The organism is Paraburkholderia sp., from assembly GCF_034668105.1.
Classification (GTDB): Bacteria; Pseudomonadota; Gammaproteobacteria; order Burkholderiales; family Burkholderiaceae; genus Paraburkholderia.
Window position 1 is genome coordinate 1 of the sequence record NZ_JAXDPY010000084.1, and the last position, 5,933, is coordinate 5,933.

At 63.2% G+C, this 5,933-nt stretch carries 5 protein-coding genes; all 5 read left to right on the forward strand.

Going from position 1 to position 5,933, the window contains the following annotated elements; all coding sequences use genetic code 11:
* The first annotated feature begins 108 nt into the window (after window positions 1-108).
* On the forward strand, window positions 109-807 hold the full coding sequence (flgH, locus tag QOC89_RS04350; RefSeq protein ID WP_323043899.1) for a flagellar basal body L-ring protein FlgH: 699 nt from the start codon (window positions 109-111) through the stop codon (window positions 805-807).
* A 2-nt stretch (window positions 808-809) separates the two neighbouring features.
* Window positions 810-2,015, forward strand: coding sequence for a flagellar basal body P-ring protein FlgI (locus tag QOC89_RS04355; protein ID WP_323043900.1), 1,206 nt, complete (start codon window positions 810-812; stop codon window positions 2,013-2,015).
* 12 nt (window positions 2,016-2,027) lie between these two features.
* Window positions 2,028-3,026: a flagellar assembly peptidoglycan hydrolase FlgJ gene (gene flgJ / locus QOC89_RS04360; protein WP_323043901.1), complete on the forward strand. Its 999-nt coding sequence runs from the start codon at window positions 2,028-2,030 to the stop codon at window positions 3,024-3,026.
* 438 nt (window positions 3,027-3,464) lie between these two features.
* Entirely contained in the window at window positions 3,465-4,241 is a 777-nt protein-coding gene (locus QOC89_RS04365) for a flagellar brake protein (RefSeq protein ID WP_323043902.1), read from the forward strand.
* Between the two features lie 219 nt (window positions 4,242-4,460).
* Window positions 4,461-5,933, forward strand: a 1,473-nt coding sequence (gene flgK, locus QOC89_RS04370; protein WP_323043903.1) for a flagellar hook-associated protein FlgK, incomplete at its 3' end; no start/stop codon positions are given.

Sequence of the window (5,933 nt, forward strand, 5' to 3'; positions counted from 1 at the left end):
GACCACGTCCGACCAGATGCTGCAGACCCTCAGCCAGATGCAGGTTTAAGGCCTAAGGGACTGGGAATCAAAAGCGCCCCGGCGCTTTCTCGATAGACGGTAATCAAGATGTCGTACTTCACTCGTAATCCGGTTCATTCGCGCACCGCTCAGGCGCTCGTGCAGCTCACGCTGCTCGCGGCCCTGGGTGGCTGCGGCCTCGTGCCCAAGCAGCCGATCACGCAGCAGCCAATGACAGCGCTGCCGCCGATGCCGCCGCAAGCACAGTCGCCGGGCTCGATCTTCAACCCGGGTTACGCGGGCCGGCCGCTGTTCGAAGATCAGCGGCCGCGCAATGTGGGTGACATCCTGACCATCGTGATTCAGGAAAACGTCAACGCGACGAAATCCTCCGGCGCCAACGCGAATCGCTCGGGCAGCACCAACTTCAGTGTGCCGACAGCGGGCTTCCTGGGTGGATTGTTCGGCAAGACCAACCTCAGCGCGAACGGCGCGAACGTGTTTGCCGGAACCGGCGGTGCCAATGCGTCGAACACGTTTAACGGCACGATCACCGTGACCGTGACCGGTGTGCTGCCGAACGGCAACCTGGCGGTGAGCGGCGAAAAGCAGATGCTGATCAATCAGGGCAATGAATTCGTGCGCTTTTCGGGTGTGGTGAATCCCAACACGATCTCCAACCTGAACGCCGTGTACTCGACCCAGGTGGCCGACGCGAAGATCGAATACTCCGCGAAGGGCTATCTCAACGAGGCCGAGAACATGGGCTGGTTGCAGCGGTTCTTCCTCAACGTGTCGCCGTGGTGATCATGCGTACCGTCTTCTTCAGCCTTGGCCGCGTCGCGCAACTCGCCCGGTTCGACTGCATTGGCCGGGTCGGCCGCGTCCTCGCTTTTGTCACGCTGGCTTGCGCCGCGCTGCCGGTCGCCACGCCCGCGCATGCGGAACGTCTGAAGGACCTCGTGCAGATCCAGGGCGTGCGTGACAACCCGTTGATCGGCTACGGCCTCGTCGTCGGTCTGGACGGCACGGGCGACCAGACCACGCAGACGCCGTTCACCACGCAGACACTCGCCAACATGCTGGCGAACCTCGGCATCTCGATCAACAACCAGGCGGCGGGCTCGACCAACCAGCAGTCGTCGCTGTCGAACATCCAGTTGAAAAACGTCGCCGCGGTGATGGTGACGGCGGTGTTGCCGCCGTTCGCACGTCCCGGCGAACAGATCGACATTACTGTGTCCTCGCTCGGCAATGCAAAGAGCCTGCGCGGCGGCACGCTGCTGCTCACGCCGCTCAAGGGCGCCGACGGCCAGGTGTATGCGCTCGGCCAGGGCAACCTCGCGGTCGGTGGTGCCGGGGCGAGCGCCAACGGCAGCAGGGTCCAGGTAAATACGCTGGCTGCGGGCCGCATCGCCGGCGGCGCGATCGTCGAACGCGCGGTGCCGACCGCGGTGTCGCAAGCGGGCACGATGCAGCTCGATCTGAACGACATGGACTACGACACCACGCAACGCGTCGTGGCCGCGGTGAACAACGCGTTCGGCAGCGGCACGGCGACCGCGCTCGACGGCCGCACGATCCAGTTGCACGCGCCGTCCGATCCGCAGCAGCAGGTCGTCTTCATGGCGCAATTGCAGAACCTCGACGTCAAGCCGGCGCAAGCCGCCGCGAAGGTGATTCTGAATGCGCGCACCGGCTCGATCGTGATGAACCAGATGGTCACGCTGCAGAACTGCGCGGTGGCGCACGGCAATCTGTCGGTGGTGATCAATACGCAGCCGGTGGTGAGTCAGCCGGGCGCGTTCTCGAACGGCCAGACGGTGGCGGCAAGGCAATCGCAGATTCAGATGAAGCAGGACAACGGCGCGCTGAAGCTGGTGAGCGCCGGCGCCAACCTCGCGGACGTGGTAAAGGCGCTCAACGCATTGGGTGCGACGCCCGCGGATCTGATGTCGATCCTGCAGGCCATGAAAGCGGCGGGCGCTTTGCGCGCCGACCTGGAAATCATCTAAGGAAGACACCGGATGAATTCGGATACGACCAACTCCGCCAACGCGGCGAACGACCTGACCCAGCGCTTCGCACTCGACGTGCAGGGCTTCGGCAAATTGAGCGCGCAGGTCAAGGCTTCGCCGCAAGCCGGCATGAAGATGGCCGCGCAGCAGTTCGACGCGGTGTTCACGCAGATGATGTTGAAGAGCATGCGCGATGCGACGCCCCAGGATGGTCCGTTCGATTCGCACGACAGTGCCACCTTCACGTCGATGATGGATCAGCAGTTGTCGCAACAGCTTTCGCAAAAAGGCATCGGCGTGGCGGACGCGATGCTCAAGCAGTTGATGCGCAATCAGGGCATGCAGGTGGGCGGCGCGGGTGGCGCAAGCGGCGGCCTCGCCGGCATGGCCAATGGGTTGGGCGGCGGCAGCGGCGGCGACGAAGGCCAGACGGCGGCGCTGAACGCGCTCGCGAAAGCCTACGGCAACGCGCAGGCCAATGGTCAGCTCGCAATGGGCCGGGGCTACTCGGCCAACAGTTCACTGACGCCGGCGCTCAAAGGCGACGGCAGCTCACCGAAGGTCGATGCTTTCGTCGACAAGCTCGCCGCGCCGGCGCAAGCGGCCAGTGCGGCGACCGGCATTCCGGCGCGCTTCATCATCGGTCAGGCCGCGCTCGAATCGGGCTGGGGCAAGAGCGAAATCAGGAAGACGGACGGTTCGACCAGCCACAACGTGTTCGGCATCAAGGCGACCAAGGACTGGACCGGCAAGACCGTCTCGACGGTGACGACCGAGTATGTGAACGGCAAGCCTCAGCGCACGGTTGAAAAATTCCGCGCGTACGACTCGTATCAGGAAGCGATGACCGACTACGCGAGCCTGCTCAAGGGCAACCCGCGTTATGCGCAAGTGATCAATTCCGCGCATGACGTGAATGGCTTTGCCAATGGCATGCAGCGCGCGGGTTACGCGACCGACCCGCATTACGCGAAAAAGCTGATGTCCATCATGCAGAAGATGGGCTGAGCCGCGGTTAATACAGGTGCGCGGTTGGAGTCGGCCGCACGGTTGAGCGAGTTGAGCAGTTTGATTTTTCAGAATCAGCAAGCATGCACGCGACGGGGCCAGGTGCATAACAAGACGGAAGAGGCCGGCCGCCTACGGGCGGCCGGCCCACCCGCATCATCTGCGTGATCGTTCGCCGGTTTCGATGCACCGGATTCCGCTTGCGGCATATCGATGACATTTCGACGGGGTATTGGCGTTTTAACGTTTGCGGCAAATATTTCATCAGCGGCCCCTAAATTTTGCTTGAACGCTGCCGCTAATCAGTCACACCCGATACCGGAAAAAGCGTTGTAATGTCCGGTTGACCGCGCGTGCAGCGGCTTCGATGGAGACCGCGCAAAAGCCCCGGCAGGAGCCTTGGCACGCGCCCGCAAGAACATGCATACCGGCAAGCCCATGGATACAAACCAGTCGCACGGCCATACCGACGCACTCGGCGAGCCGCACGCCACGCTAGAAGAAAGTGCACCCGATTTCGGCCGTCGCAATCCGCTGGAGATCGGCGTTCAGTTACGCAACCTCGTCAATCGAGGCGATTTCCTCACCGTTGAATACGCGGGCGGTCAGCTCGTGACGCGCCTGCTCGACGTCGACGTGCGCGGGCGTACCTTTACTTTCGATTGGGGCGCGCTCTCCGCCCACAACAAGGGCTTACTGGGCGCGTCGCGCTGCCAGTTCCATGCGTCGCCGGACGGTGTGCGCGTCGAGTTCGCCACCGGCACGCCGCGCGAAACCCGCTACGAAGGACTGCCCGCATTCGAGGCGAGCTTCCCCGAAGTACTGTTCTACGTGCAGCGCCGCGAGTATTTCCGCGTCGATGCGCCGATTCTCGATCCGTATATGTGCACCGGCCGCCTTTCCGAGGGCGAGACGTTCCGTTTCGAAGTACACGATCTGTCGCTTGGCGGCGTCGGCATGCGCACCACGGATGAACGCGTGGCCGAATTGCCGATGGGGACGCGGCTGGAGGGTTGCGAGCTGGTGCTCGGCTCGTTGGGCCGGCTTTCGCTCGATCTGCAACTGGTGTCGCACCGCTCAACCGCGTTGCCGAACGGCACGCAGCGCTATCAACTCGGCTTCCGTTTTGTGACCTTGCCGGGCAGTGCTGAAAACACGCTGCAGCGGCTGATTACGCAGCTCGAAATGAAGCGCCGCTCGCTGGTGCGTCCATAAAAAATGAACGATGGGTGGTCTCTGAGCATGGCTCAAATGCCGCCCGCTTTCCGCCTGAATGTGGAGCGGGCAAAAGCCCGCTAACACAAGCCTCGCAAACGTTGAAACAAACGTCGAACAAGCATCGGATCGCCCTCAATTTTTCCTCGCGAGGGCCGTTAAACAGGATGTTCACGTAACGCGGCGGCATGTGGTCGGTGTCGCCCTTCAGGATGACGCATGTCGGACAATCTCATCAGTATCGGCCTCAGTGGACTGAACGCAGCCCAATGGGGACTCACGACGACCGGTCAGAACATTAGCAACGCGTCCACGCCGGGCTACACGATGGAAACGCCGGTCTACGCGGAGAGCGGCGGCCAGTACACGGGCTCCGGCTATCTGCCGCAGGGCGTTTCGACGGTTACCGTGACGCGCCAGTACAGCCAGTATCTGACCACTGAGCTGAACAACGCGCAAAGTTCGAACAGCGCGCTGTCGGCGTACAACACGGCGATCACGCAACTGAACAATCTGATCGGCAGCCCGACCGCCGGTATTGCCAGTGCGATCACCGGCTATTTCACCGGTTTGCAGAACGTCGCGAACAGCGCCTCCACGGTGGCCACCCGCCAGACCGCGATGAGCGGCGCGCAGACGCTCGTCAACCAGATCAACGCCGCGGGACAGCAATACGATTCGCTGCGTCAGAGCGTCAACACCCAGCTCACCAGCACCGTTTCGCAGATCAATAGCTACACGCAGCAGATCGCGCAACTGAACGGACAAATCGCGGCGGCCAGCACGCAAGGCCAACCGCCGAACCAACTGATGGATCAGCGCGATCAAGCCGTGTCGAATCTGTCGCAGCTGGTCGGCGTGAGCGTTGTCAATAGCAACGGCAACTACAACGTGTTCATGAGCAATGGCCAGCCGCTAGTGTCCGTGGGCAACAGCTACAACCTGGGCACGGCGGTTTCGCCCGGCGACACCAGCGAACTCTCGGTGCAGTACCTGGGTCTCGCCGGCGCGAACCCGGCCACCCCGCCGCAGAATCTGCCCGACAGCAGTGTCACGGGCGGGGCGCTCGGCGGCCTCCTCTCGTTCCGTAGCCAGACGCTCGACCCGGCCGAAGCGCAACTCGGCGCGATCGCCGTGAGCTTCTCCGCGCAGGTCAATGCGCAGAACGCACTCGGCATCACGCCCACCGGCACCCCGGGCGGCGCACTGTTTTCGGTGGGCGCCCCGACCGTCTACGCGAACACGCAGAACACCGGCAATGCCTCGCTGAACGTGTCTTTCGCGAATCCCGCGCAGCCGACCACCGGCGACTACACGCTCTCCTACAACGGCACGGCCTATACGCTGACCGATAATTCGAGCGGCACCGTGGTGGGCTCGGCCACCAGCCTGAGCCAACCGATCGACGGTCTGAATTTCTCGACCACCGGCACGATGAACGCCGGCGACTCGTTTACGGTCGAGCCGACTCGCGGCGCGCTGAACAGCTTCACCACCGCGACGATATCTGCTTCGGCGATTGCGGCCGCCTCGCCGGTGCTCGCCTCGACGGCGGTGAGCAACACCGGCACCGCCACGATTTCGCCGGGCACAGTGACGGCGGGCTACACCATGCCCAACGCGACGACCACGCTGAAGTACGACGGCACGGGATTGTCCGGCTTCCCGGCTGGCTCCACGGTGACCGTGACG

Excerpts from the sequence above, each read along its gene's own strand:
- QOC89_RS04355 (WP_323043900.1), top strand. The coding sequence starts at position 810 with ATGCGTACCGTCTTCTTCAGCCTTGGCCGCGTCGCGCAACTCGCCCGG.
- QOC89_RS04365 (WP_323043902.1), top strand. The coding sequence starts at position 3,465 with ATGGATACAAACCAGTCGCACGGCCATACCGACGCACTCGGCGAGCCG.
- flgH (WP_323043899.1), top strand. The coding sequence starts at position 109 with ATGTCGTACTTCACTCGTAATCCGGTTCATTCGCGCACCGCTCAGGCG.
- flgJ (WP_323043901.1), top strand. The coding sequence starts at position 2,028 with ATGAATTCGGATACGACCAACTCCGCCAACGCGGCGAACGACCTGACC.